This is a genomic window from Acidimicrobiia bacterium (genome assembly GCA_041394025.1).
Lineage (GTDB): Bacteria > Actinomycetota > Acidimicrobiia > IMCC26256 > JAOSJL01 > JAOSJL01.
In genome coordinates, this window is record JAWKJA010000002.1 from 1,278,222 (window position 1) to 1,304,324 (window position 26,103).

Genomic DNA, 26,103 nt, shown 5'->3' on the forward strand with positions numbered 1-26,103 from the left:
GAACCATCAGGAGAAGTCGTCAGGGGAGAACGACGAGGTCGTCGCGGTGCACGACCTCCTGCGGGTCCCCCTCGTCGAGGTCGTCGGTTCGTCGCCCGGCAATGCGTTCCAACTCGCGGACCGGATAGCGCACGAGACCCTTGGCAAAGACCTGACCGTCGGAACCGACGATCTCCACGGCGTCGCCGTTGCCGAACGTGCCCTCCACGGACAGAACACCGGCAGGGAGGAGCGAACGACCGTCGTTCACGAGGGCGGAGCGAGCGCCGTCGTCGACGGTGATCCGGCCCTCGGCGCCACGGGCGAAGGCGATCCACAACTTCCGGCTCGGGAGCTTCCGGTCGTGCGGTCGCACGACGGTGCCCGACGGACGGCCGTCGAGAACACCGCTGACAGCGTCGTCGGCGTGCGCCGCGGTGATCACGACCTGGACGCCGGACCACGACGCGATCTTCGCGGCTGCCAACTTGCTCGCCATCCCCCCACTCCCGCGGTCGGTGCCGGCCCCCCCCGCCGCCGCCTCCAGGGCGTCGTCGACCTCCACGATCTCCTCGATGAGCGAGGCTTCCGCGTCGATGCGGGGGTCGGCGGTGAACAGCCCCGGCGTGTCGGTGAGCAGGATCAGGGCATCGGCATCCACGAGGTGGGCCACGAGGGCCGCCAGGCGGTCGTTGTCGCCGTAGCGGATCTCGTCGACGGCCACGGTGTCGTTCTCGTTGACGACCGGGAGGACCCCGAGGTCGAGAAGCCGGGCGAGCGTCGACCGGGCGTGCAGGTACTGCGTTCGGTGCCCGAAGTCGAACGGGGTGAGCAGCACCTGGCCCGCGACCACCCCCGAGGACCCGAGCAGTGCACTCACCCGCTCCATCAGCCGCGGCTGGCCGACCGCGGCGACGGCCTGGAGTGCCGCCACGTCGGTGGGCCGCTCGGCCATCCCGAGAGCGGGAAGCCCCGCCGCGATCGCCCCCGAGGTGACGAGAACCACCCGGTGACCATCGCGCCGTGCGGCCGCGAGGTCGGCGCACAGCTTGACCATCGCGGCAGCATCGAGCTCCCCGCGTTCGTCGGTGATCGACGACGTCCCGACCTTCACGACGACCGTGCTCATACGGGCCCTCCGGGCGCGGTGCTGTACTCGAGCTCGATGTCGCCGACGCGCACCGTGTCACCCTCCGACACTCCGGCACGTTCCAGGGCGCGCTCGACACCCATGCGGCGGAAACGGCCCTGCACGTAGTCGATCGCCTCGGCGTTCGTGAGATCAGCCATGGCGACCACCCGTTCTGCCTGCCGTCCGGTGACCCGCAACGTACCGTCGTCGTCACGGACCACGGAGAACCCCTCCTCGGTGGGCCGGTGCACCACGAACGCCGCACGTTCGGGCTCGAGGAGGCGCGCGGCCTCGACGGCCTCGGCCAGGGCTCCGAGAAACGGGTCGAGGCCCTCACCGGTGACCGCCGAGACACGGAACCGGTCGGGACCCTCCTCGAGACCGAACGCCGCGACGTCGCTCTTGTTGCCGACGACGATCCGGGGACGTTCCAGGAGCTCGGGGCGGTAGCGGCGCAACTCGTCGAGCAGGACCGTCTCCTGGTGCTCCGGGTCGACACCCCCCACCTCGGCGAGGTCGAGGACGAGGACGAGGACACGGGCCCGCTCGGTGTGGCGGAGGAATTCGTGACCGAGGCCCCGTCCCTCGGCGGCCCCCTCGACGATCCCGGGGATGTCGGCCAGGACGAATTCGTGCTCGTGGAACCGGACGACCCCGAGGTGCGGCTCGAGCGTCGTGAACGGGTAGTCGGCGATCCGGGGCCGCGCGGCACTCACACGCGAGATCAGCGTGGACTTGCCGGCGTTGGGAAAGCCGACCAGGGCCGCGTCGGCCAGAAGGCGCAGCTCCAGCTCGAGCCAGATCTCCTCGCCGTACTCCCCCTGTTCGGCGAAACCGGGGGCCCGTCGGGCGTTCGTGAGAAAGCGCGCGTTGCCGGCTCCTCCCTGTCCCCCACGGGCGGCGACGTAGCGGTCACCGTGGCCCACGAGGTCGGCGAGCAGCGCACCGTTACGGTCGCGCACCGTGGTTCCCGGAGGCACCCGAACCTCGAGGTCGTCACCCGAAGCACCCCGACGCTTCGTGCCGCCCCCGTGGCTCCCCGAGGCCGCACGCCGGTGGGGGTGATCGCGAAAGGCGAGCAGCGATGCCACGTTGCGGTCGGCCACGAGCACGACGTCCCCGCCGCGGCCACCGTCGCCCCCGTCGGGGCCCCCACGGGGGGTGTGCGCCTCACGGCGGAAGGACACCGACCCGGCGCCACCATCGCCGGCGCGCACGTTGAGCTGCGCGCGGTCGACGAACTGCCCGCGGCCTACCCGACTGCGATCTCTGTCGGAGCGTCCCACGGGGTCAAGGATACGAAAGCACCCGGCAGCCGACCGTCCTGAATCTCACCGCCGGGCCGCGTGGAGCCGGGCGGGCAGGACGGGTCAGGACCCCGGCGTCTCCACCACGTCGATGAGCTGGCGCCCGCGACGTGAGCCGAACGACACGGTGCCGTCGCTCGTGGCGAAGAGGGTGTCGTCCCTGCCCTTGCCGACGTTCTCGCCGGGGTGGAACTTCGTACCGCGCTGGCGCACGAGGATCGCTCCCGCCCGGACCTGCGTTCCGCTGAAGACCTTCACACCCAGCCGCTGGGCTGCGGAGTCGCGACCGTTGCGGGACGACGAGGCACCCTTCTTCTTCGACATCAGTCGTTCTCCTTCGTGTCCGGGGCCTTCTTCGCTGTCGCCTTCTTGGCCGGGGACTTCTTCACCGGCGACTTCTTCACTGCGGGCTTCTTCGCTGCGGGCTTCTTCGCTGCGGGCTTCTTCGCCGGGGACTTCTTCGCTGCGGGCTTCTTCGCCGGGGACTTCTTCGCTGCGGGCTTCTTCGCCGGGGACGTCGCTCCACCGGGCACGTCGATCGAGGTGATCTCGATCACGGAGAGATCCTGGCGGTGGCCCCACCGCCTCCGCTGGTTGCTCTTGTTCTTGTAGGTGAAGCCCGTGATCTTCGGGCCGCGCGTGTCGCCGACCACCCGCGCTCTCACCGTGGTGCCCTCGAGGTCAGCGGGCTTCGCCCGCACGGAGTCGCCGTCGACGACCATCAGCGGTGTGAGCTCGAGCTCGTCGCCCACGACGCGCTCGACCTCCAGCGTCTGGCCCTTCTCGACCCGGAACTGCTTTCCGCCGGTTCGGATGACTGCGTACACGCGCGTGGGACCTCGAGTGGAACCAATGGGACCCGACAGGTTACCCCGCCGCTCGTCGGTGGCCCCAGCCGGGGCTTTCCTTCCCCGACTCGTTCCCCGGCCGTCCCACCGGGTCAGCCGTCGAGCACCTCGTCGTCGACGATGAAGCCCCGGCCCTCACACACCTCGCAGGTGTGGGAGAACGACTCGACCAGGCCCTCGGAGATGCGCTTCCGGGTCATCTCGACGAGGCCCAGGTCGCTGATCGGGAAGGCCTGGGTCCGGGTCTTGTCGCGCGCCAGGGCCTCGTCGAGGCGCTCCTGCACCTTCTGACGGTTCGACGTGCTCTCCATGTCGATGAAGTCGATCACGATGATCCCGCCGATGTCGCGAAGGCGGAGCTGGCGCGCGACCTCATCGGCCGCCTCGAGGTTGTTCTCGAACACCGTCTGCTCGAGGTTCTTCTTCCCGACGTTCTTGCCGGTGTTGACGTCGATGACCGTGAGGGCCTCGGTCCGTTCGATGATCAGCGAGCCCCCCGACGGCAGCCAGACCTTGCGGTCGAGTGCCTTGTGGAGCTGTTCGTGCACGTGGTGCCGTTCGAACACCGGAAGGCTCTCGTCGTCGTAGTACTCGACACGGTCGGCCAGCTCGGGCGTGATGGCGGCCACGTAGTCGCGCACCTGCTCGTAGAGCTCGCGGTCGTCGATCACGACACCCCGGTATTCGCGGGTGAACTCCTCACGGATGATCCGTAGCGCCAGCGACGGCTCCTGGTAGACCAACCGGGGCGGCTTGGCCCCCTTGGCGAGCTTCTGGATCTCGGCCCACTGGGCCCGGAGCCGCTCCACGTCGCGACGCAGCTCGTCGGGACTGGCACCTTCGGCCGCGGTTCGTACGATCAGCCCGGCGTCATCGGGTCGGACCTTGTCGAGCACGCGTCGAAGCCGCTTGCGTTCCTCGTCGGGCAGACGCTTGGAGATGCCGTAGGTGTCGCGTTGGCCGGGGACCATCACGACGAAGCGGCCGGCGAGGCTGACGTCCTGGGTGAGCCGCGCTCCCTTGTGACCGATCGGGTTCTTGACGGCCTGGACGAGAACCGTCTGGCCGTTCTTGAGGAGCTTCTCGATCTTGGTGTTCCGGCCCTTCCCCTGATCGTCGACGTCGGAGCGGTAGATGACGCCGTTCTTGGGCGTGCCGAAGTCGACGAAGGCCGCCTCCATGCCCGGCAGGACGTTCTGCACGCGGCCGAGGTAGATGTTGCCGTCGATGGACATGGCGGCGTCCTCGGGGCGGGACACGTAGTGCTCGACGAGGTTGCGGCCCTCCTGCACGGCGATGTGGGTCGTGCCGTCGTCGCCGACGTGCACGCAGAGGAAGTAGCGTCCCGCCGGACGGCCCTTGCGGGTACGCCCCTTTCGCCGCCTCAGGACCGCGTCGTCGAGATCCTCGAGGTCGTCGAGGTCGCTGTCGTGGTCGACACCCAGATCTGCGGTGACGACCCGCCCACCGCCTCGCGCCGAGTCCTTCGCCGGGCCGCGGCCACCACCGTTCTGCTTCTCCTGGCTCTGGCCCTTCTGGCCCCCACGCCCACGGCCGCGACCGCCCCGTCGCCGGCGCCGGCTGCGCGACGAGCCACCATCGTTGCCGCCTCCGCTGCCGCTGCGGTTGTCGCCACCGCCGTCGGCGGCCCGACCGGAGTCCTTGCCGTCTCCGCTGCTGTCGCCACCCTTCGGCCGGCGTGGGCCGGGAGGAGGTGGCGGGGCCGGCCGCGTGTCACCGATCTTGGGCTTGATCGACAGCCCCGCGTCGTCGGCCGCCTGTGCCGTGACGTCGTCGGCGGTCAGCCCGCGGTCGGCGGCCGGGTCACTCCAGTCGCGCGTTGTCTCACTGTCGTCGGACCGACGTGCGTCGGCCTGATCGGCGGTGTCGGGAGCCGCGCGGCCCCCGCTCGTTGTGTCGTCGGACATTCGATCCTTCTCTCATGATGCGCACGCCGCCTCGGCGTGCGGGCGCGTGTCGGCCTCCAGCGGCTCCAGCCGCGAGCCGTCACGCTCGATCCACTGTCTCGTTCTTCGCACCCGACCAGCCTGCCAGCCGGGGCCGAGCTCGTCGGTGACCTCGCCGGGTCGGGGCCCGGAGCTCCCGGTGGCCAGTGCCATGGCGAGGACATTGCCGGCAACGTCGAGGTCCAGCACCCCTGCCCGCAGGTCGGCCTCACGTTCCTTACCCTTTCGAACGCGTACGACGGACACGAAGTCGCGCGCCAGGAAGCGCTCCGCCGCATTCCTGAGCTCTGCGGGCGTCACGCTGCTCCAGTCGGCGTCGACGACCTCGAGCGCATAGTCGACACGCGTGATGCTCTCCTGGAGCGCCGGCGCGTGTTCGACCAGGGTCTCCGCCCCCGTGATCTCCATGCCCTCGGGCAAGGCCGCCGACAGGGACTCTCCGACCTCTCCCGGCTCGACGGTCTCGGCAAATGCCACGTCGAGGTACTCCGCGTCGCTCTCGGCACCGACCGGCAGTGCCAGGCCGAAGCTCATCTTCGGCCGCGGCGAGAAACCCTCGGTGAACGCCACAGGAAGCCGCCCGACGCGTACCGCCCGGTCGAACGCCCGTGCCACGTCGCGATGGGAGATGAAGCGCACCTTTCCGCGCTTGGTGAAGCGGAAGCGTACGGGCTGCCCGACGCCGCCCCTCACGACGTTGCCCCGACCTCTGCCGCCCCGACGTCGGCCGCCACGAGCTCCGCCGCGGGGACCTGCACCGCCGCTGCGATCGTCGGGCCGAACGCGACCGGAACGCCATCGAGGTCCTGTCCGGTCCCCTGACTGCCACCCGCCGGCGGGACGGGTGACGCCACGACGTGCTCCAGCCCGTACTCGGTGCAGGCACCGCAGTCGTAGCACGGGGTCCACCGGCAGTCGGGCGCCCCGTGGGCGGCCAGTGCCGCCTGCCAGTCCTGCCAGAGGAAGTCGCGGTGCAGCCCTGCGTGGATGTGGTCCCACGGCTGGATCTCGTCCTCGCCACGGTGTCGGGTGACATACCAGTCGGGGTCGAGCCCTTCCGCTGCCATGGCGTCGAGCCACGGGCCGAGCGAGAAGTGCTCGCTCCACTCCTGGAACGTCCCCCCGGAGCGCCACACTCGCTCGATCACGGGGCCGAGACGCCGGTCGCCCCGCGACGCGAGACCCTCGGCGAAACTCGCCTCCGGGTCGTGCCACCGGACCTTGGCGTTCGTGCCCCGCAACTCGCCGCGCACGAGGTCGATCTTGCGGCGAAGCTCGTCGACACCGTTCTGGCCGAACCACTGGAACGGCGTCTGGGCTTTCGGGACGAACCCGCCGAGTGACACGGTGCAGGACGCCTGCTTCGTGTGTGTACGACCGGTCTCGACGACGTTGCGCGCAAGCTCGGCGATCCCGAGTGTGTCGTCGTCCATCTCGGTGGGCAGCCCCGTGAGGAAGTACAGCTTCACGCGTCGCCACCCCTGCGAGTAGGCCCCGTCGACCGCTGCGTAGAGATCGTCGTCCGAGACGAGCTTGTTGATGACCTGGCGGATCCGCCAACTCCCCCCCTCGGGGGCGAAGGTGAGCCCGGTACGACGGACCTTCTGGATCTGGCTCGCGATCCCGACGGTGAAGGCGTCGACCCGCAGTGACGGCAGCGACAGCCCGACGTTCCCGCACCCCTCCTGGTTGTCGACGAGGTCGGCGACGAGCCCGTCGATGCCGGAGAAGTCGGCACTGGAGAGCGAGGTGAGCGCCACCTCGTCGTAGCCCGTGCGGCGCAGGCCGTCCTCCACCATCGTGCGCACCTGGTCGGCCGGGCGTTCCCGCACGGGTCGCGTGATCATCCCGGCCTGGCAGAAGCGGCACCCTCGGGTGCACCCGCGGAAGACCTCGACGTTGAGGCGGTCGTGCACCACCTCGATGAGCGGCACCAACTGGTTGCGTGGGTACGGCCAGTCGGCGAGGTCGGCGATCGTGCGCTTCTCGACGAGCTCGGGGATCTCGGGAAAGCGGGGGCTCACGCCTGCGATCGCCGCACCGTCGTACTCGACGTCGTACATCGACGGCGCGTAGACGCCCGGAATCGTGGCGAGATCGCGCAGCACAGCCCCGCGGTCCGCCCGACCGCCGCGCTTCCACGCTCCCACGACCTCGGTGACCTCCCCCACCGCCTCCTCGCCGTCGCCGATCACGAACACATCGACGAAGTCGGCCAACGGCTCGGGATTGAACGTGCAGTGGCCGCCGGCCATGACGAGCGGGTCCTCGGGACGGCGCTGCGACGCCCGCACGGGTATGCCGGACAGGTCGAGGCACTCGAGGAGGTTCGTGTAGACGAGCTCCGCCGACACGTTGAAGGCGACGATGTCGAAGCCGACGGCGGCGATGTGCTGGTCGACCGAGAAGAACGGCACGCCCTCGGCCCGCATCAGGGCCGCCATGTCGGTCCACGGCGCGTAGGAGCGCTCGGCGGAGGCGTCGTCGCGTTCGTTCAGGATCTCGTAGAGGATCTGGAGCCCCTGGTTGGGCAGGCCCACTTCGTAGGTGTCGGGATAGACGAGCAGCCAGGAAACGTCGAGCGGGCGGTGCGCCGGGGTGAGGCTGCCCTGCTCCATTCCGATGTAGCGAGCGGGCTTCTGGACCCTGGCCAGGAGCGGTTCGATCCGCGGCCAGAGGTTCTCCATGTGTCCTCAGCCTACCGCCCGCCACCCGACACCCGCGAAAGACCGTGGCGATGCCGTATCGGACGGCAGAGACGGCGGGACGGGTCAGGAGAAACGGCGCATGTGCACGTTGGCCACGAGCCCGACGAGGGCGAACGCCACGATGGTCGACGACCCGCCGTGGCTCATGAAGGGCAGCGGGATACCCGTGACCGGCATGATTCCCATGGTCATCCCGACGCTCTGGAAGATCTGGAACGCGAACATCGAAAGGACACCGATACAACACAACTGGCCGAAGAGGTCGCGCGAGAGCTGGGCGGCGCGCCACATCCGCCACACGAGTACCGCGAACAGGGCCAGGAGGGTCGCACCACCGACGAAGCCGAGTTCCTCGGCGACGACCGTGAAGATGAAGTCGGTGTGCTGCTCGGGTACGAAGTCGAGCTTGGTCTGCGTCCCCTCGAAGAGTCCTTGACCGGCGATCCCGCCGGCCCCGATCGCCGTCTTCGACTGGTCGACGTTGTAGGTGTTCTCCGTGGCATCGCCCTGGTTGAGGAAACCGGTGAGACGGTCGACCTGGTAGTCCTGGATGACACCCGCCCGCGAGGCGATGAACACCAGCGTGGCTCCGAGCGCGAGCAGGACGAAGAGGTGGCGCGCCTTCACCCCCGCGGCCGTGAGCATCCCGAGGACGATGACCCCGAGGACCATCGCCGTTCCGATGTCCGGTTGGAGCAGAACGAGACCGATCGGGACGGCCGCCAGGCCGACCGCCACGGCGAGGCGCCACGCGTCGAGATCACCCCGGTGCTGGTGCAGGTACGCGGCGAGAGCGACGATCAGGAAGAACTTGGCGAACTCCGCCGGCTGGAGCTGGAACGAGCCGAGCTGAATCCAGGCCTGGGACCCACGCGAGTTGGAGCCCAACGGCGACAGTACGGCGAGGAGGCCCCCGACAGCCACCCCATAGAACAACGGCGCGTAGTCGCGCATCCTGCGGTAGTCGACCGCCAGCACGGTGGCCATCGCCCCGCACCCGAGGCCGACGAAAAGGGCCTGACGCTTCAGGAAGTGGTACGGGTCCCCTCCCTCGACCTCGAGTGAGTTGCGCGTGGCGCTGTAGACCATGAGCAGTCCGAGAGCTGCGATCGCGATCGTGGCTCCCACGAAAACGAGATCGAGATGACGCAGCGGCGAGGCCTCGAGTCGGTCGCGACGGCGCGATTGCAGAGCCGGTGTCGGAGTGGCGGTCGCCGTCATTCGACGGCACCCGGCTGAGCACCGACGGCCGGCCCGTCCTCGTCGGGCGCGACCCCGGCCAGGGCGTCCATGACCGAGCGCACGATCGGGGCCGCCACGTCGGAGCCGAAGCCGGCCTCCTCGATCACGGCGGCCACCACGTACTGCGGCTGCCCCTCGGGCGCCACGGCCGGCCAGACACCGACGAACAGCGACGTGTCCTGCTTGCCGGCGACCTCGGCGGTTCCCGTCTTCCCGCCGACGTTCTCCTTGTCGGGGAACCCGTCGAAGACGCCGTTCGCCGTTCCCTCGCCGCTGTTGACCACGCCGATCATCCCCGAGACGATGGCTTCCTTCCAGGCCGGCATGATCTCGTTGGTGCGGATCACGGTGCTCTCGCTCACGCGGCTGACGCTGCCGTCGGGCTCCAGGATCTCGGAGACGAGCTTCGGCTGGTAGAGGGTTCCCCCGTTCACGAAGGTGGCGTACGCGTTGGCCAGTTGGAGCGGTGTGGCGAGGAAGTCGCCCTGGCCGACCGACAGGTTGACGTTGTCACCCGGGAACCATGTGCAGCGGTCCTGCTCCTCCTGGTCCTTGGGCTCGTCACAGTCCTCGACACCGGTCTCCTCGGCGAACTGCCTCTTCCACTCCGGGTCGGGAACGCGTCCGACCTGCTCGTCGGGGAGCGCGATGCCGGAAGCCTCCTCGAACCCGAAGCGTCGTGCCTCGGTCTGGATGGCCGTGTTCTCGGGCTCGGGCCTGCTCCGGAGCTCCCCGCCGATCTGGTAGAAGTACACGTCGCTCGACACGGTGAACGCGCGCGTGAGGTTCACAGCCCCGTATGCGTTCTCGGCGCCCTCCCGACCGCCGGCGTTGCGGAACGACCGGTCACCGATCACGTAGACACCGCCGTCGGCGATCGTCGTCTCGGGGGTCCGGACACCGGTTTCCAGGGCGGCCAGGCCCGAGATCAGCTTGAACGTCGAGCCCGTCGCGTACTGGCCCTGGATGGCCCGGTTCGTGAGCGGGAACGCGCTCTCCTCCGCGTTGTAGAACTCGAAGCGCTCCGGGTCGATGCCACCCACGAACTCGGCCGGGTTGTACGACGGGTACGACGCCATCGCCACGACGGAACCGTCGCGTGCGTCGAGGACCACCACGGATCCGGCCTCGGCGTTGAAGGTCTGGAAGCTGAGTACCTCGTTGGTGTCCTGGCGCTCGGCGGCGGCGTCGAGGCCCTGTGAGAGCGCCGCCTCGGCCGCACGCTGGATGTCGAGGTCGATCGTGAGCTCGACGTCCTTGCCCGGCTCACCCTCACGAAGGTCGAGTGTGTCGACCACGTTGCGGTCGGCGTCGACCTCCAGGGTCTCGCGTCGCGGCGTGCCGCGCAGATCAGGCTCGAAGGTGAGCTCCACGCCGGCCTTGCCGATGTTTTCGCCGAGCTCGTACTCGTCGCCCGAGCCGGCTCGCAGCTCGAGCTCGTCCTCGTTGATCTCACCGACGTAACCGAGGACGTGTGCGGCGGCGTAGCCTTCGGGGTACTCACGGATCGGGAGTTGCACGGCGTCGACGCCGGGGAAGTCCTCACTGTGCTCGCGGATGTACAGGAGGGCGTCCTTGTCCACCGTTCCCGCCGGCACGTCGATGGCAACCGCGATGGGCTGGAGCGGGGAGTTGCGCTCGTCGTCGAAGCGTTCCTCGATCGACTCCCGCTCCACGCGGAGGAGCTCCGCCAGACGGGAGATGCTGAGCTCCCGGTCCGCGGCGGAGATGCCGGGGTCCATCACGATGGCCGACGCCTCACGGTTCGTGACGAGCGGCGTGCCGTTCCGGTCGAGGATCCGCCCTCGGGGGGCCTCGGTCTGGACGACCTCCGTCCGGTTCGTCTCCGCGACGGTGGCCGCCTCCTCCCCCGAGCCGACCTGGAGGAACCACAGCCGCACGAAGAGCGCGCTGAAGAGGGCGACGACGAGGATCCCGATCAGGGACAGGCGGAACCTGTTGCCTTCACTCATGCGCGTCGAACCATGGTCGCAGTGATGCCCGCGGAGGTCGGGGTCGGGGCTGGGGCCGACACAGGGAGAGCGTCGGCGCCACGCCGGGAGTTCCCGGCCGAGGGCAGATCACCGGGCCCTCCAGGTGCCGGCGTGGGTCGGATCGGAGTCGGCCCACGTGGCGAACGGGAACACGAGCGGTGAGAGGACGGCGTCGTAGAGCGCCGACACGAACACGATCGTGAGTGACCGTGCGGTCATCAGCTGGTCCTGGCCGGCCAGTATGCCGACCGTCACGTAGATGGCACCACCGAGGAGACCGGCCATCCCGCCGATGAGGGGTGTGATCCACACCGACGCCCGGATGAGGCCCGACTCGACGAGGCCGACCACGTAGCCGGTGATCGAGTAGGCCAGCGCCGACAGGCCGAGCGGTGTCTCCAGGAACAGGTCGACCGCCAGGCCGGCCGCGAAGCCGAAGAGGAGGCCGCTCTCGGGGCCCGACCGGTAGCCGAGGGCGGCGGTCGCGACGAGCGCCACCCAGGGTGCGGCGTCCACGACGGCGAAGCGCGGGAAGACCGCCACCTGGAGAAGGACCGTCACCACGAGGAGTACGACGAGTCGGAGTTGGCGGGCCATCAGCGTCCGCGCCTCACGGCGCCGGCCAGATCAGGACCGTGGCCACCTCGACCTCGGCCAGGTCGACGATCGGCTCGAGCCGGATGTTCTGTTGGACCTCCCCGGGCTGTTGCGCCGCCTCCGACACGGACCCGACGGGGATACCCGGTGGAAAGCGGCTCATCTCGCCGAGTGTGACGGCGATCTCGCCCTCCCCCACATCGGCCTCGGGATCGACGAAGTCGACACGCAGCGTCCCGCGACCGGTCTGACCCGTGGCCGACCCGGTCTGTTCGCCGATCCGGACGCTCACCCCCGACGACTCGTCGGTGATGAGCAGAACCTTGCTGGAGTTGCGCGACGCCAGGACGACGCGGCCCACGAGACCCTCTCCCGCCACGACGGGCATGCCCTCGGCGATTCCCGCCGAGGTCCCCTTGTTGAGCGTGATCGTCTGCTCGAAGCTGTTGGGTGCTCGCGCGATCACCTCCGCTGTGACCCCGTCGAGGTCGCCCGCGAACGGAAGCTCGAGCTGACGGCGCAGCTCCTGGTTCTCGTTGAGAGCTCCCTCCGCTCGCGCCAGGAGTGCTTCGAGCTCCTCCACCTCGGCGCGCAGCTGGTCACGCTCGCGGGTGATGTCACCCGAATCGAAGACACCCTCCGCCCAGTCGCTCACGGGGCTCGCCACGTCGTCGACCGCGGACTGGACCGGGGAGGCCAGGTCGAGAGCGAGGCGCCGCGCCGAGTCGAAGACGCCCGAGCCCTGGCCGCGCTGGTCGAGCGTGATGAGGGTGACGGCGCTCAGGACCACGAGGGCCAGGAGGTAGCGTCGACTCCCCGGTCCTCCCTGAGCAACGGCCACGTGCCCGGCGCCTTCCCGGGACGGTTACGCCGACTGCGACGAGATCAGGACCTGCTTGAGAGCGTCGAACTCCTCGAGGCACTGCCCCGACCCGATCACGACCGAGTCGAGCGGCGAGTGGGCCAGGATGATCGACATGCCCGTCTCCGAGGCGAGCCGGGCGTCGAGGCCGAGCAGCAGGCTTCCTCCGCCCGTGATGACGATGCCCTTCTCCATGATGTCGGCGGCGAGCTCGGGAGGGGTCTTGTCGAGCGTGACCTTGACGGCGTCGACGATCTGGGCGACGGGCTCCTCGACCGCCTCCCGGATCTCTGCGGTCGACACCACGATGGTCTTCGGGAGCCCGGTGACGAGGTCGCGCCCACGGATCTCGGCGTAGAGCTCCTTCTCGAGCGGGTAGGCGCTCCCCATCTCGACCTTGATCTCCTCGGCCGTCCGCTCGCCGAGCGCCAGGGAGTACTCGCGCTTGACGAACGAGATGATCGCCTCGTCGAGCTCGTCGCCCCCGATACGGATCGACTCGCTCGCGACGATCCCGCCGAGTGAGATGACGGCGACCTCTGTCGTGCCGCCCCCGATGTCGACGATCATGTTCCCGGCCGGCTCGTGGACGGGGAGCCCGGCGCCGATGGCCGCGGCCATCGGCTCCTCGATGATGAACGCCGGCTTGCGCGCTCCTGCGTACTCCGCCGCCTCCTGCACCGCGCGCTGCTCGACACCGGTGATCCCCGACGGGACACAGATGACCATCCGCGGTTTCGCCCACCGCCGGTTGTGCACGCGCTCGATGAAGTAGCGGAGCATCTTCTCGCAGATGTCGAAGTCGGCAATGACGCCGTCGCGCAGGGGCCTCGTGGCGGTGATGTGGCCCGGTGTGCGCCCGATCATCTGCTTGGCCTCGGATCCGACGGCGAGCGCCCGACCGTCACGCGCGTCGACGGCCACGACCGATGGCTCGTTCAGGACGATGCCGCGGCCGCGGACGTAGACGAGGGTGTTGGCGGTTCCGAGGTCGACGGCCATGTCACGGCCGACGATCGTGGAGTACCAGGGCTCGCTCACAGGTCGGTTCCTCGGGTCTGTCGGCGGGGGAGTCGGACGGTTTCGCTCGGGAGGGCCGGAGTCCTCGGAAACGGGTGGGAACGGGTTCTACGGCAGCTCGCGCGTCGGTCCACCCCGAAGGGATGCGCTCACAAGCTCCAGAGGCTACGGGGTGTGCCCGATGGGGTCCAGCCGAACCCACCCCCCGTTGTGTCGTCGGTCGCCTCAGCCCGCCAGGGCAGGGAAGAACAGAGCGATCTCACGCTCTGCCGATTCCGCGGAGTCGGAGCCGTGCACGAGATTCTCGCCCGTCTCGAGCGCGAAGTCGCCGCGAATCGTGCCGGGCGCGGCCTCGCGCGGGTTGGTCGCGCCCATCATCGTACGGACCGTCTGCCAGGTGTCGGGCCCGCCCTCCACCACCATCGCCACGAGGGGCGACCGCGTGATGAACCCGACGAGCTCACCGAAGAACGGCTTCCCCTCGTGCTCGGCGTAGTGGCGTCCCGCGAGCTCTGCGTCGATGCGGCGCAGCTCCATGGCGGCGATCGCCAGACCCCGCGCCTCCAGGCGGGCGATGATCGTTCCGGCCAGGCCGCGTTCGACGGCGTCGGGCTTGCAGAGGACGAGCGTGCGTCCACCGGCGGGTGTCTGGTTCTCAGGCATGGCGCGGCAGCGTACCGGGAGGGCGGCGACCGCGGCACACCGTCGTCGAGAGGCGTCCCTGAGGCTCGTATAGCGCGCTCCACGGACGCATCAAAGCAGTGGCAACGAGGAGCGGACGGCACCGACGAGGTACAGCGACCCCGTGACGAGCAGCTGACCACCGGGCACGGTTGCCCCGCGAGCGACCTCGAGTGCCTCACGGGGCGCGTCGACGATGGCCATGCGGTCGGCGTCGACGCCGAGTGAGAGCGCGGCATCCGCGAGCTCGGATGGTTCCATCGCACGTGGGCTGGGTGGGCGTGCACATACGATCTGCTCGGCCGAGCCGGCGTCGAGCGCGTCGAGCATCTCTCGCGCGTCCTTCTCGCGCAGCAACCCTACGAGAAGCGTGCGTGGCCCCGGCGCGAACTCCTCGGAGATGGCGGCGAGCATCGCGCGCGCCCCCGCGACGTTGTGAGCTCCGTCGAGCACGACGAGCGGTTGGTGACCGACCACCTCCAGCCTGCCCGGCGCCGACGTCGCAGCGAACGCGTTCTCGACCACGTCCGCCGGTAGCGGGGCGCCCGTGAACGCCTCGGTGGCCGCCAGGGCCAGAGCGGCGTTGTCGGCCTGATGGGCACCGTGGAGCGGTAACAGGATGTCTGTGTATGCGTCTTCGGGTGTCGACAATGACAGCAGGCGTCCACCGTGGGCCAGGGAGTTGGACGTCACGCCGAAGTCCACCCCCCGCCGCAGCACCCGGGCGGCACCGCGGTCGAGGAACCGGCCCACGAGGTCGGGATCGGTCTCACCCAGCACGAGGGTGGAACCCGGAGCGATGATCCCCGCCTTGTCGTCGGCGATTCCTTCGCGGCTGCTCCCGAGGTACTCGACGTGGTCGACGCTGATGTTGGTCACGACAGCCACCGTTCCGTCGACGACGTTGGTGGCGTCCCACGTCCCACCCAGGCCGACCTCGACGACCGCTGACTCCACGGCGACGTCCGCAAACCAACTCAGAGCGCCCGCGGTGATGATCTCGAAGAACGTCGGCCGCTCCTCGACGAACTCCTCCACCAGCGCGACGCGGCTCAGGGTGTCGGCCAGGTCGTGGTCGGAGATCGGTTCACCGTTGTGCGAGATCCGCTCGTTGAGGCGCTCGAGATGCGGACTGGTGTAGGTACCCGTCGACACGTCGAGCCCGTTGAGGAGCGACGAGATCATCCGCGCCGTGGAGGTCTTCCCGTTCGTACCGGTGACGTGCACGCTCGGATACTCGACCTGCGGGCTGCCGAGAAGTTCCGTGACCGCGCGCATTCGGTCGAGAGTCGGCGGTGGCGGTGGGTCGCCGGCTCCGCGCTCGAGGTCGACATGGTCGTCGAGCCACGCCCGCGCCTCGGACGGGTTCATCGCGTCAACCCAGAGAGGCCCGCTGTGCACGAAGTGCGTCGAGCGACTCCGTGACCTCGACGAGGCGCGCCCGCTGCGCGGCCACGACATCGGCCGGTGCACGCTCGACGAACGACTCGTTGGCCAGCTTCTTCTCGACCTGGCTCTTCTCCTTGTCGAGCTTTTCCATCTGCCGGTCGAGCTGGGACCGTGCTGCCTCGAGGTCGATGAGCCCCTCGAAGGGGATGACGACGTCGGCACCGTCGGCGACGATGCGCTGCTCCCCCGTGCGGGCGGGACGTTCCTCGACGTCGATCACGAGTTCCCCGAGGCCGCCCAGGGCCTCCACCGCGGGCTTCAGGGCCCGGATCGCGCCGGCCTCGGCGGGACCGGCGGGGTGGACGAACGCCGTGAAGCGCTTCGCCGGCGACACGTTGTGCTCCGAGCGGAAGCGCCGCACCGCCGAGACGACTTCGATGACGACTCCCATGGCCGTGTCGGCGTCGGGGTCGACCACGCCGATCCCCTCGGCGGGAAACGATGCCGTGATCACAGTGCCGTCTCCTCCGAGCCGGTGCCAGAGCTCCTCGGTGACGAAGGGAACCACGGGATGCAGCAGACGGAGGACGGCACTCAGGCCGGTGCCCAGGATTCTCTGTGTGCGCTCGCGCTGTTGCGCGTCGGCGAGAGGCACCTTCGACAGCTCGATGAACCAGTCGCAGAACTCGTCGCGGGTGAAGTGCTGGAGCTCGCGCACGCCGTCGGCGAAGTCGTAGCGCTCGAAGCTCTCGTTGACGCGGGCAACCGTCTGCTCGAGCCGCGAGATGATCCAGCGCTCGGGGACCGACGCTCCGTCGAGGAGTTCCGACGCGTCGTCGGTTGCGAGTTCGGCGAGGGGACGACCGTCGAGGTTCATCGACAGGAAACGCGAGGCGTTCCAGAGCTTGTTCACGAAGTTGCGCGCACCTTCGACCCACTCCTCTGCGAGCGGGACGTCCTGGCCGGGGCTGCCGGCGCGTACGAGGGCGAACCGGAGCGCGTCGACACCGAAGCGGTCGGCCAATTCGAGGGGGTCCACGGCGTTTCCCGTCGACTTGGACATCTTGCGACCCTCGGCGTCGCGCACGAGCCCGTGGATGGCCACGTGCCGGAACGGGACGTCGCCCGCGAAGTGCAGGCCCATCTGCATCATCCGTGCCACCCAGAAGTAGATGATGTCGAAGCCCGTGTGGAGCATGGCGTTCGGGTAGAAGCGTTCGAGGTCGTCGGTCTGCTCCGGCCAGCCGAGTGTCGTGAAGGGCCAGAGGGCCGAGGAGAACCACGTGTCGAGCACGTCGTCGTCCTGGTGGAGGTCGCGCCCCGCACACGACGGGCACGAGGCCGGGTCCTCCGTGGTGACGATGACCTCGGAGCAGTCGTTGCAGTACCACGCGGGGATCCGGTGGCCCCACCAGATCTGGCGGGATACACACCAGTCGCGGAGATTCTCCATCCAGTCGACGTAGAGCTTCTCCCAACGCGTCGGGATGAACTGCGTGCGGTGGTCGCGTACCGCGTCGAGCGCGGGTGCGGCGAGCGGCCCGACCTTCACGAACCACTGGAGCGACAGACGCGGTTCCACGACGTTGTGGCAGCGGTAGCAGTGACCCACGGAGTGGTCGTACTCCTCGACGCTGATCAGTTCGCCGGCATCGCGCAGCGCCTCCTTGACGGCCGAGCGCGCCTCGAAGCGGTCCTGGCCCTCGAAGTCACCGCCGTCGCTGTTGACGACGGCCTCGCGGGTGAAGATGGTCACGGCCGGAAGATCGTGCCGCTGTGCGATCTCGAAGTCGTTGGGATCGTGGGCCGGCGTGACCTTCACGGCACCCGTTCCGAAGCTCGGGTCGACGGCGTCGTCGGCCACGACGGGGATCTCCCGCCCGACGAGGGGGAGCATGAGGGTTCGCCCGACGGCGTCGGTGTAGCGGTCGTCGTCGGGGTTCACGGCGACGGCCGTGTCGCCGAGCATCGTCTCCGCCCGTGTGGTGGCGACCTGAACGGACCCGCTGCCGTCGGTGAAGGGGTAGGAGATCGTGACGAGCTCCCCGGCGACGTCGCGGTGCTCGACCTCGATGTCGGACAGCGCCGTGTGGCACCGCGGGCACCAGTTGATGATGCGGTTGGCCCGGTAGACGAGACCCTCCTCGTAGAGGCGCACGAACACGACCCGGACGGCCCGGGACAGGCCGTCGTCGAGCGTGAACCGCTCGCGGGCCCAGTCGCACGAGAGACCCATCGTGCGCATCTGCTCGGTGATGCGCCCGCCCGAACGGGCCTTCCAGTCCCACACCCGCTGCTCGAACGCCTCGCGACCGAGCTCGTGACGGTCGGTGCCCTCCGCGACCAGCTCACGCTCGACGACGTTCTGGGTGGCGATCCCGGCGTGGTCCGTACCCGGCACCCACAGGGCGGCGAACCCCTGCATGCGCTTTCGGCGGATCGTGGCGTCGATGAGGGAGTGCTCGAACGCGTGGCCCATGTGGAGCGACCCGGTGACGTTCGGCGGCGGGATGACGATGCAGAACGGGTCACCGTCGGGGTTGACCTCGGGGGCGAAGGCTCCCGCGGCCTCCCACACGTCGTACCAGCGTTCCTGGGCCCTGTCGGGCCGGTAGGCCTTGGGGAAGTCGACCTCGGGACCCGTGGCGCCGAGCGCGGCAGGTGTCTCGGGAGCGTCGGCGGGTTCCGGCATGGCCGCTCAGTGTACGGGGACGGGTCCGGGTGCCTTCAGCCGGATTCCGTCCGCGTCGGCGACGTCGGTCAGCGGGGACGGTGCTCGGTTCCGAGGCCGGGAGTGATGAACAGGGCGAGCCCCGGTTCGTGGACGTCGGCCGTGTGCCACACACCTGTCGGATTGACCATGGCGTGTCCCGGCTCGAGGTCGACGGTGTGCACCTCGCCGTCCACCTCCTGGATGAGAGTGGATCTGCCCGTGAGCTGCACGACGACCTCCTCCCCGGCCGGGTGACGTTCCCAGCTGTCCCAGGTGGAGCCCTGCGGTGTGATGCACACGAGCCGTCCCTCGGGTCCGTCGCCGGCGAACCGGTCGGCGTACGACGCGAGGAACTCGGGAGTCCACTCGAAGTCGGGAACAGGCGTCGCGAGGGAGCCCGTACCCAGGTGAACGAACGTCGACGCCAGGTCGAAGGCGTCGTCGCCTGGTTGCGGGCGGCTCACTCGTGCATCTCCGATGGCATCCGATCGTGCATCTCCTCACCGGTGAGATCCTCGATGAGTGTCGACACCGACCACCGGTGGCCGAAGGGGTCCAGCAGTGTGCCCTGGCGGGACCCGTGGAACTGGTTCTCCGGCTCGCGTTCAGACGTGGCGCCCTTGGCCACGGCGTCGGCGAACACCGCGTCGACGTCGTCGACGTAGAGGACGAGCTGAACGGATGTTCCGCCGAGGCTCGATGGTCCGAGCACGTCCATCTCGGCGAACTCGTCGGCGATCATCACGATGGCATCGCCGAAGCGGAGCTCCGCGTGGCCGACCTGACCGGTGGGCATCACGAAGGGCTCGTACTCGACGGTGGCACCGAACACGTCGCGGTACCACTCGATCGCCTTCTGCGCACCGTCGACCGCCAGGTAGGGCGTGACGGACGTGAGTCGGGCCGGCGTGGGGACGTCCGACATGGTCAACCTCCGGGCTCGGGACCCGAAGTATCGCGCGGTGCGTTGGGGAGATCAGGCGCTCTGTCGCCGCTCACCCTCTTCGAGCGTCGGGGCCACGTTGCCGCGCACGACATCCTCGTCGACGACACACCGGCTCACGTCGGAACGGCTCGGCAGGTCGTACATGACCTCGAGCAGCACACCTTCGAGGATGGCCCGCAGGCCCCGGGCACCGGTACCCCGCTCGAGCGCGAGGTCGGCCACCGCCTCCATGGCACCGTCGGTGAACTCGAGCTCGACATCGTCGAAGTGGAAGAACTTCTCGTACTGCTTGGAGAGCGCGTTCTTGGGCTCGCGCAGGATGCGAACGAGTGCCTCCTGGTCGAGATTGTCGACCGAGCTCATGACGGGAAGACGCCCGACGAACTCGGGGATGAGGCCGAACTTCAGCAGGTCCTCGGGGAGCGCATCGTTGAGGACGTGGCCGATCTCGCGGTCGTCGTTTCGCCGGAGGTCGGCGCCGAACCCGACGCCCTGGTTCCCGATTCGGCTCTCGATGATCTTGTCGAGCCCGGCGAACGCTCCGCCGCAGATGAACAACACGTTGGTCGTGTCGATCTGGATGAACTCCTGGTGCGGGTGCTTACGGCCGCCCTGTGGTGGGACCGAGGCCGTGGTGCCCTCGAGGATCTTGAGGAGTGCCTGCTGGACGCCCTCGCCCGACACGTCGCGGGTGATCGACGGGTTTTCGGCCTTGCGGGCGATCTTGTCGATCTCGTCGATGTAGATGATCCCCGTCTCGGCCTTCTTGACGTCGTAGTCGGCGGCCTGGATCAGCTTGAGGAGGATGTTCTCGACGTCCTCACCGACGTAGCCGGCCTCGGTGAGCGCCGTGGCGTCGGCGATGGCGAACGGCACCTTGAGCATCCGGGCGAGGGTCTGGGCCAGGAGCGTCTTGCCGCAACCCGTGGGGCCGATGAGGAGGATGTTCGACTTCTGGAGCTCGACGTCGGGGTCGCCGTACGCGCCGACCTGCACACGCTTGTAGTGGTTGTAGACGGCGACCGAGAGGATCTTCTTTGCCGTCTCCTGTCCGATGACGTAGCCGTTGAGATAGTCGTAGATCTCACTCGGCTTGGGGAGCTCGTCGAAGCTGACCTCGTCGGTCTGGCTCAGCTCCTCTTCGATGATCTCGTTGCAGAGGTCGATGCACTCGTCGCAGATGTAGACACCCGGGCCCGCGATCAGCTTCTTGACCTGCTTCTGGCTCTTCCCGCAGAAAGAGCACTTCAGCAGGTCGCCGCCGTCACCGAACTTCGCCACGGTCCCCTCCTCGCCGTGTCGTCGGTCCTGTTGCGGGCTCTAGTTCGCCGCCGCCGTGACGGCGGAGAGCTCGCGGGCACTGATCACCTCGTCAATGATGCCGTATTCCCTGGCCTCTTCCGCGCTCATGATGTAGTCGCGGTCCGTGTCGGTGGAGATCTTCTCGATGGACTGGCCCGTGTGGGAGGCCAGGAGCTCGTCGAGACTCTTGCGCATCCGGATCATCTCCTTGGCCTGGATCTCGATGTCGGCCACCTGGCCCTGGGTCCCGCCGTGGGGCTGGTGGATGAGGACCCGGGCGTGGGGCAGGCAGAACCGCTTGCCCTTCTCGCCGGCGCCGAGGAGCACCGCCGCAGCGGAGGCGGCCTGTCCGACGCAGATCGTCTGCACCTTGGGCTTGATGTACTGCATCGTGTCGTAGATGGCGAACAGGCCCGTGATCTCGCCGCCGGGCGAGTTGACGTAGATCGAAATGTCCTTGTCGGGGTCCTCGCTCTCGAGGTGGAGGAGCTGGGCGATCATGAGGTTGGCGACGGCGTCGTCGATCGGCGTACCGAGGAAGATGATCCGTTCCTTCAGGAGCCGGGAGTAGATGTCGAAAGCACGCTCGCCGCGGCTGGTCTGCTCCACCACGGTCGGCACGAGGTAGTTGAGGGTGGGCTCGTTCACGCTGTCGTGTCCTCCTGGCCGTTCCCGCCGGAACTGGTGTCGTCTTCGGATTCGTCGTCTACGGATTCGTCGTCTGCGGATTCGTCGGGCTCGGGAACGGTGAGGTCGAGCGGGTTCCCGTCGGGATCCACCACCTCGGTGTTCTCGACCAGGAACTGCAGGGCCTTGCCCCGTGCCACCTCAGAGCGTACCGCCCCCAGTACCCCCCTCTTGTCGAGATCCTTCCGCAGGGCTTCGGGCTTCTCGTCCATCTGGTTCGCCAGGCGCTCGATCTCGGCGTCGATCTCCTCGTCCGTCGGTTCGATCTGCTCCTGTTCCACCACGGACCGGAGGCCCAGGTCGGCGAGCACCGCCCGCCCCGCGCCCTCACGCGCGCCCTCGAGGAACTCCTTCGGCTCCTGTCCCGTCACAGCGAGGTACTGCTCGAGGGACACGCCCTGCGGCTCGAGACGGTGGGCGAGATCGTGCAGACGTCGCTGCACCTCCTCGTCGACGAGCGCCTCGGGCGGCTCGATGTCGACGAGCTCGGCCAGCGCCTCGAGCACCTTGTCGCGCAGTGCCATCTGCGCCTGCATGACGGCGTAGACACCGATGCGCTCACGGATGTCGTCGCGCAGCTCCTCGATCGTGTCGAACTCGCCGGCCTCGGAGGCGAACTCGTCGTCGGCGGCCGGGAGGTTCTTGCGCTGCGTCTCCTTCACGAGCACCCGGAAGCTCACGGTCTCCCCTGCGTGCTCGGCGGCCGTTTCGGGAAGCTCGGCGGTGAACTCGAGAACCGAGCCCGGCTTCTCACCGCGCAGCTCGTCGTCGAGCTCGGGGACGACACGACCGGAGCCGACCTCGTAGAGGTAGTCGGTGGCGGAGAGGTCGTCGATCGGCTCGCCGTCGAGCGACCCCTGGATGTCGACACTGGCGAAGTCGCCGTCGATGAGGGGGGTCGTCGACTCCTCGAGGCCGGCGAAACGTTCACGTAGCTGATCGACCTGGGCGTCGACGGCCTCGTCGTCGGGCTCGGGCGACTCCATCTCGACGCGGAGCTCGTCGTAGCCCGACACCGTGACGGTGGGGCGCACCTCGACGACCGCCGAGAACTCCACGTCGCCGTCGTCCTCGCCGGCCGTGATCTCGATCTCGGGCTGGGCGATCACGTCGATGTCCTCGGAGGTGACGGCATCGGCGTAGTACCCGGGGATGGCGTCGCGCAGCGCCTGCTCACGGGCGGCGTCGGGGCCGAACTGCGCCTCGAGGAGCTTGCGGGGGGCCCTGCCCGGGCGGAACCCGGGGATCTTCACCTCGCGGGCCAGCTTCCGGAACGCCGCGTCGACCGCCGTCTCGAAGTCGTCAGCGGGGACGGTGACGCTGAGCTTGACCTTGTTCTCTTCGAACGGCTCGACGGAGGTGTGCATGTGAACGGGTGAGTCTACCGACGGCCTGCCGCGCTTCCGGGAACGCTGCCACGGTCGGCGCGGGCTCGTCCCTGCCTCGTCTCGGGTGGCGCAGGGTACCTGCGCCACTTACCCTCGTCCCGGGTACGGGGAGTGGCGCAGGTTGGCAGCGCGCCTGCTTTGGGAGCAGGAGGTCGGGGGTTCAAATCCCCCCTCCCCGACCAGCACGGCAATGGCCCTCCCGGCTGCGGCTACCGTGGCGACCTCGCGGGTGTAGCTCAATGGCAGAGCCTCAGACTTCCAATCTGATGACGCGGGTTCGATCCCCGTCACCCGCTCGACAGGCACTCCACACCGGGTCGTCGACACAGTGCTCCCCGACGTGGATCGTCCCGGCTCTGAGGCAACGGCATGCGCATCCGAGCTCCTGATCTCGATGTCGTCCGGGGTGACATCGTCGCCGAGCGCGTCGATGCCGTGGTCAACGCCGCCAACTCGTCGTTGCTGGGAGGCGGCGGCGTCGACGGAGCCATCCACCGCGCGGCCGGGCCCGAGCTCATCGAGCACTGCCGGACCCTCGGAGGCTGTGCGACGGGCCACGCCGTCGTCACGCCCGGCTTCGGGCTGACGGCCCGCTGGATCATCCACACCGTCGGGCCGGTGTGGCACGGCGGCGACCGGGGAGAGCCCGACCTGCTGGCGTCCTGCTACCGGGCGTCGCTCGCCCGCGCCGAGGAGGTGGGCGCCACGACGCTCGCCTTCCCGGCGATCTCCACCGGCGTGTACGGCTACCCGGTGCCCGCCGCCGCCTCCGTGGCTGTCGGGACCGTGCGCTCGAGCGACACCTCGGTCCGTCACATCCGCTTCGTGTGCTTCGACGATCTCACGGTGCAGGCCTACCGAACGGCCCTCGAGAACTCCGAGGCTTGACGTCGACGCTGCTCTACAGCCGCACGAGGACCTTGCCGGTGTTGGCGCCCGTGAACAGGCGCTCGAGCCCGTCGGGGGCGCTGTCGAGGCCATCGAGCACGTCGACGGCGTAGCGCAGCTCGCCCGCCTCGACCCACCCCCCGAGCTCGATCGCGGCGTGGACGTAGCGGTCGAGGTAGTCGAGCACGATGAAGCCCTCCATCCGCCCCCGCCTCGAGATGAGAACCGGCAGGTTGCGGGGCCCCGGCGGCGGCTCCTCGTCGTTGTAGGTGGAGATCGATCCACACATCACGACCCGGCCGTGCATCGCCAGGTGTCCCAGGGCAGCGTCGAGTATCTCGCCCCCGACGTTGTCGAAGAAGACGTCGACCCCGTCGGGGCAGGTCTCACCGATGCGGGCCGCGACGTCGTCCGTCCTGTAGTTGACCGCAGCGTCGAAGCCCAACTCGCCGGTGAGCCAGGCGCACTTCTCGTCGCTCCCGGCGATCCCGACGACCCGGCAGCCCTTGATGCGGGCGATCTGGCCCGCCACCGAGCCGGTGGCGCCGGCCGCGCCCGAGACCAGGACGGTCTCCCCCGGCTCGGGACGCCCGACGTCGAGCAGGCCGAAGTATGCCGTGACGCCGGTGATGCCGTAGACGCTCATGGCCGCCTCGGCATCGATCTCGTCGGGGATGACCTGGGTCAGGTCGTCGGCGAGCACGGCGTACTCCTGCCACCCGGTGAGGCCCGCCACGGTGGAACCGACCGGGTACCTGTCGTTGTTCGAGGCGACGACCTCACCGAGGCCGCTGCTTCGGATGACGTCGCCGATCGCGATGGCGGGCAGATAGGTGTCCATGGCCATCCACCCGCGGATCGTGGGATCCACCGACAGCAACTCGACCTTCACGAGCGCCTCACCCTCACCCGGCTCGGGAACAGGCAACTCCTCGGTGTCGAAGCACTCACGGGTGACCGGGCCGTGCGGTCGCTGACGGAGAACGATGCGACGGTTCCTCTCGGTCATCGGGTCTCCATCGGTCGTGCGTCCGTCACGGCGGCCGGTGGTCGGCGCCGCTGCCATGTCAACAGTCGCCGCCGCCGGGCGCAAGCGGCGGTGGATGCCGCGGTACGACGCGGCGAGGCAGCCGCACCCGGCCCGGTACACTGCTCGGGCGCCCTGGATGGTTACGAGCGCCCGTAGCTCAGGGGACAGAGCGTCGGACTTCTAATCCGATGGTCGGGGGTTCGAATCCTCCCGGGCGCGCCCGTGTCGGTGCCGTGATGTCTGCGCCATGACGTCACCGATGCGACAGCGCACACAAGACAGCCCACACAGACAGCGCCCAAGAAAACATGGTGGCCGTAGCTCAGTTGGTTAGAGCGCCTGGTTGTGATCCAGGAGGTCGGGGGTTCGAATCCCCTCGGTCACCCCGAGAAATGCTCTGACGCCCTCCTGACGTCCTCCCGGGTTGGTGCAGTTGTCGTCGCCGTATGACGAGGAACGCACCATCCGGCGGGGTTGGCTACGCCGGGCGGTCGAGGACCGCGCGCAGCGCCGACTCCAGGTCCGGGTGGGTGAACGAGAAGCCCGCGTCCTCGAGTCGCGCCGGAACCACACGCTGGCCGGCCAGCAGGGTCGAGTCGACCATCTCGGACGTGAGAACGAGGCGGAGGGGCCACAGCGGCGTCGGCAGGAACGTCGGACGCCTCAGCACCGCCCCGAGTGTCGCGGCGAAGTCCTTCTGGCGCACGGGCCGGGGTGCTGTTGCGTTGACAGCCCCCGAGATCCCGTCGGACACGAGGATGTGGCGGATCGCCGCCACCTGGTCGGGCAACGAGATCCACGACAGCCACTGGTCGCCCGGACCGACCCGACCGCCCACTCCGAGTTTGAACGGCAGGAGCTGGCGCGCCAGGACTCCCCCGTGTCGGGCCATGACGAGGCCCGTCCGCAGGTGAGCGACCCGGATCCCCGCCTCGCGCGCGGGCTCCGCCGACTCCTCCCATCGCGCGCAGAGCGCTGCCAGGAAGTCGTCGTCGCGGGTGTCGGACTCCTCGGTGAGCTCGTCGTCGCCCCTGTGGGCTCCGTAGACCCCGATGGCCGATCCGGAGATCAGCGTGGCGGGCGGGTCGCCGAGCGATGCGAGCGCGCGTGCCAGCAGCCGGGTGCTCTCCGTCCGGCTCCGGAGGAGCAACGCCTTGCGTTTCGGTGTCCACCGCTTGTCGCCGATCGGTGCTCCCACGAGGTGCACCACGGCGTCGAGCCCTTCGAGCGCTCCCGCGTCGATGACACCCGACTCGACGTCCCACGGCACGGTGTCGGTGTCACGGTCGGCGGAGTGGCCCGTGTCGGGACGTACCACGCGAAGCACCCGGTGCCCCGCCTCGAGGAGCGATGACACGAGAGCCGAGCCGATCAGCCCGGTGGACCCGGTGACAGCGACCTCCATGTGCTCCTCCTTCACGTC

At 69.0% G+C, this 26,103-nt stretch carries 23 protein-coding genes and 4 tRNA genes; 5 read left to right on the top strand and 22 right to left on the bottom strand.

Annotated features, from left to right (window positions below; all coding sequences use genetic code 11):
• Positions 1-19: 19 nt before the first annotated feature.
• The 20 genes from proB to tig form a co-directional block, all read right to left on the bottom strand.
• A complete protein-coding gene (gene proB / locus R3A49_05895) occupies positions 20-1,108 on the bottom strand; it encodes a glutamate 5-kinase (GenBank protein ID MEZ5170265.1) in 1,089 nt (362 codons plus the stop codon).
• Entirely contained in the window at positions 1,105-2,397 is a 1,293-nt protein-coding gene (gene obgE, locus R3A49_05900; GenBank protein ID MEZ5170266.1) for a GTPase ObgE, read from the bottom strand. Before obgE ends, proB begins: the two co-directional genes overlap by 4 nt.
• 84 nt (positions 2,398-2,481) lie before the next feature.
• Entirely contained in the window at positions 2,482-2,742 is a 261-nt protein-coding gene (rpmA, locus tag R3A49_05905) for a 50S ribosomal protein L27 (GenBank protein MEZ5170267.1), read from the bottom strand.
• Positions 2,742-3,245: a 50S ribosomal protein L21 gene (gene rplU / locus R3A49_05910; GenBank protein ID MEZ5170268.1), complete on the bottom strand. Its 504-nt coding sequence runs from the start codon at positions 3,243-3,245 to the stop codon at positions 2,742-2,744. Before rplU ends, rpmA begins: the two co-directional genes overlap by 1 nt.
• Before the next feature lie 113 nt (positions 3,246-3,358).
• Positions 3,359-5,194 carry an Rne/Rng family ribonuclease gene (locus R3A49_05915; GenBank protein MEZ5170269.1) on the bottom strand — a complete coding sequence of 612 codons (1,836 nt, stop codon included), beginning with the start codon at positions 5,192-5,194 and terminating at the stop codon, positions 3,359-3,361.
• A 12-nt stretch (positions 5,195-5,206) separates the two neighbouring features.
• Positions 5,207-5,926 carry a TIGR03936 family radical SAM-associated protein gene (locus R3A49_05920; GenBank protein MEZ5170270.1) on the bottom strand — a complete coding sequence of 240 codons (720 nt, stop codon included), beginning with the start codon at positions 5,924-5,926 and terminating at the stop codon, positions 5,207-5,209.
• Positions 5,923-7,920 carry a TIGR03960 family B12-binding radical SAM protein gene (locus R3A49_05925; protein ID MEZ5170271.1) on the bottom strand — a complete coding sequence of 666 codons (1,998 nt, stop codon included), beginning with the start codon at positions 7,918-7,920 and terminating at the stop codon, positions 5,923-5,925. Before R3A49_05925 ends, R3A49_05920 begins: the two co-directional genes overlap by 4 nt.
• A gap of 84 nt (positions 7,921-8,004) precedes the next feature.
• On the bottom strand, positions 8,005-9,162 hold the full coding sequence (rodA, locus tag R3A49_05930; protein MEZ5170272.1) for a rod shape-determining protein RodA: 1,158 nt from the start codon (positions 9,160-9,162) through the stop codon (positions 8,005-8,007).
• Positions 9,159-11,156: a penicillin-binding protein 2 gene (gene mrdA, locus R3A49_05935; GenBank protein MEZ5170273.1), complete on the bottom strand. Its 1,998-nt coding sequence runs from the start codon at positions 11,154-11,156 to the stop codon at positions 9,159-9,161. The genes rodA and mrdA overlap by 4 nt, the downstream gene beginning before the upstream one ends.
• A 108-nt stretch (positions 11,157-11,264) precedes the next feature.
• A complete protein-coding gene (mreD, locus tag R3A49_05940; protein ID MEZ5170274.1) occupies positions 11,265-11,774 on the bottom strand; it encodes a rod shape-determining protein MreD in 510 nt (169 codons plus the stop codon).
• Between the two features lie 13 nt (positions 11,775-11,787).
• Complete coding sequence (gene mreC / locus R3A49_05945; protein ID MEZ5170275.1) at positions 11,788-12,615, bottom strand: rod shape-determining protein MreC; 828 nt, start codon at positions 12,613-12,615, stop codon at positions 11,788-11,790.
• A 24-nt stretch (positions 12,616-12,639) separates the two neighbouring features.
• Positions 12,640-13,677, bottom strand: a complete 1,038-nt coding sequence (locus tag R3A49_05950) for a rod shape-determining protein (GenBank protein ID MEZ5170276.1) — start codon at positions 13,675-13,677, stop codon at positions 12,640-12,642.
• Positions 13,678-13,881: 204 nt separating this feature from the next.
• The gene (ndk, locus tag R3A49_05955; protein ID MEZ5170277.1) at positions 13,882-14,319 is read right to left on the bottom strand and encodes a nucleoside-diphosphate kinase; all 438 of its coding nucleotides are present in this window, start codon (positions 14,317-14,319) and stop codon (positions 13,882-13,884) included.
• 90 nt (positions 14,320-14,409) lie between these two features.
• On the bottom strand, positions 14,410-15,708 hold the full coding sequence (locus R3A49_05960; protein MEZ5170278.1) for a folylpolyglutamate synthase/dihydrofolate synthase family protein: 1,299 nt from the start codon (positions 15,706-15,708) through the stop codon (positions 14,410-14,412).
• Between the two features lie 4 nt (positions 15,709-15,712).
• Positions 15,713-18,418 (bottom strand): valine--tRNA ligase, encoded by a 2,706-nt coding sequence (locus tag R3A49_05965; protein MEZ5170279.1) that lies wholly within the window; start codon positions 18,416-18,418, stop codon positions 15,713-15,715.
• A gap of 68 nt (positions 18,419-18,486) precedes the next feature.
• Complete coding sequence (locus tag R3A49_05970) at positions 18,487-18,903, bottom strand: cupin domain-containing protein (GenBank protein ID MEZ5170280.1); 417 nt, start codon at positions 18,901-18,903, stop codon at positions 18,487-18,489.
• Complete coding sequence (locus tag R3A49_05975) at positions 18,900-19,364, bottom strand: VOC family protein (protein MEZ5170281.1); 465 nt, start codon at positions 19,362-19,364, stop codon at positions 18,900-18,902. The genes R3A49_05970 and R3A49_05975 overlap by 4 nt, the downstream gene beginning before the upstream one ends.
• Positions 19,365-19,415: 51 nt before the next feature.
• On the bottom strand, positions 19,416-20,666 hold the full coding sequence (gene clpX / locus R3A49_05980; GenBank protein MEZ5170282.1) for an ATP-dependent Clp protease ATP-binding subunit ClpX: 1,251 nt from the start codon (positions 20,664-20,666) through the stop codon (positions 19,416-19,418).
• A 39-nt stretch (positions 20,667-20,705) separates the two neighbouring features.
• Positions 20,706-21,335 carry an ATP-dependent Clp endopeptidase proteolytic subunit ClpP gene (clpP, locus tag R3A49_05985; protein ID MEZ5170283.1) on the bottom strand — a complete coding sequence of 210 codons (630 nt, stop codon included), beginning with the start codon at positions 21,333-21,335 and terminating at the stop codon, positions 20,706-20,708.
• The gene (gene tig, locus R3A49_05990) at positions 21,332-22,741 is read right to left on the bottom strand and encodes a trigger factor (GenBank protein ID MEZ5170284.1); all 1,410 of its coding nucleotides are present in this window, start codon (positions 22,739-22,741) and stop codon (positions 21,332-21,334) included. The genes clpP and tig overlap by 4 nt, the downstream gene beginning before the upstream one ends.
• A gap of 126 nt (positions 22,742-22,867) precedes the next feature.
• Here tig and R3A49_05995 point away from each other — a divergent pair.
• From R3A49_05995 to R3A49_06005, 3 genes are all read left to right on the top strand, one after another.
• Positions 22,868-22,944: transfer RNA gene (locus R3A49_05995), tRNA-Pro, on the top strand.
• A 43-nt stretch (positions 22,945-22,987) separates the two neighbouring features.
• Positions 22,988-23,058 (top strand) — tRNA-Gly (locus R3A49_06000).
• A 73-nt stretch (positions 23,059-23,131) separates the two neighbouring features.
• Positions 23,132-23,650 (top strand): O-acetyl-ADP-ribose deacetylase, encoded by a 519-nt coding sequence (locus R3A49_06005; protein ID MEZ5170285.1) that lies wholly within the window; start codon positions 23,132-23,134, stop codon positions 23,648-23,650.
• A 13-nt stretch (positions 23,651-23,663) separates the two neighbouring features.
• Here R3A49_06005 and R3A49_06010 read toward each other — a convergent pair whose 3' ends face one another.
• Positions 23,664-24,659: an NADP-dependent oxidoreductase gene (locus tag R3A49_06010; GenBank protein ID MEZ5170286.1), complete on the bottom strand. Its 996-nt coding sequence runs from the start codon at positions 24,657-24,659 to the stop codon at positions 23,664-23,666.
• Positions 24,660-24,826: 167 nt separating this feature from the next.
• On the opposite strand from R3A49_06010, the gene R3A49_06015 reads away from it, so the two are divergent.
• Positions 24,827-24,899, top strand: a tRNA-Arg gene (locus R3A49_06015).
• Between the two features lie 92 nt (positions 24,900-24,991).
• Positions 24,992-25,065: transfer RNA gene (locus tag R3A49_06020), tRNA-His, on the top strand.
• Positions 25,066-25,158: 93 nt separating this feature from the next.
• Here the strand turns inward: R3A49_06020 and R3A49_06025 are convergent.
• Positions 25,159-26,085: a TIGR01777 family oxidoreductase gene (locus R3A49_06025; GenBank protein ID MEZ5170287.1), complete on the bottom strand. Its 927-nt coding sequence runs from the start codon at positions 26,083-26,085 to the stop codon at positions 25,159-25,161.
• Between the last annotated feature and the right edge of the window lie 18 nt (positions 26,086-26,103).